The 516-nt window shown below is 66.9% G+C and carries 1 pseudogene; it reads right to left on the bottom strand.

Annotation, left to right across the window (positions count from 1 at the left end):
- A pseudogene (locus GVL04_RS24115) lies at positions 1 to 516 on the bottom strand (urocanate hydratase); the annotation flags it as partial.

Below are 516 nucleotides of genomic sequence, written 5' to 3'. Positions count from 1 at the left end.
GGCGCGGTCGTAGCCGGCGTCGACGTGGCGGATGACGCCCATGCCGGGGTCGTTGGTCAGGAGCCGTTCGAGCTTCTCGGCAGCGAGGTCGGTGCCGTCGGCGACGGAGACCTGTCCGGCGTGCAGGGACCGGCCGATACCTACACCGCCGCCGTGGTGGATCGAAACCCAGGTAGCGCCCGAAGAGGTGTTGATCAGGGCGTTCAGCAACGGCCAGTCCGCAATTGCGTCGGACCCGTCGGCCATGGACTCGGTCTCACGGTACGGAGACGCCACGGAACCCGAATCCAGGTGGTCACGGCCGATCACGATCGGGGCCTTGACCTTGCCCTCCTTGACGAGCTGGTTGAACAGCAGGCCGGCCTTGGCGCGTTCGCCGTAGCCGAGCCAGCAAATACGTGCCGGGAGGCCTTCGAATTCCACCCGGTCCGCCGCGGCGTCGAGCCACTTGTGCAGGTGCGTGTTCTCCGGGAACAGTTCCTTGATCGCCGCATCCGTCACGGCGATGTCTTCCGG

This window comes from Arthrobacter sp. 18067 (genome assembly GCF_902706295.1).
GTDB lineage: Bacteria > Actinomycetota > Actinomycetes > Actinomycetales > Micrococcaceae > Arthrobacter.
The sequence above is the reverse complement of the archived record's forward strand: the minus strand, read 5'-3'. Positions and strand labels throughout refer to the sequence as shown.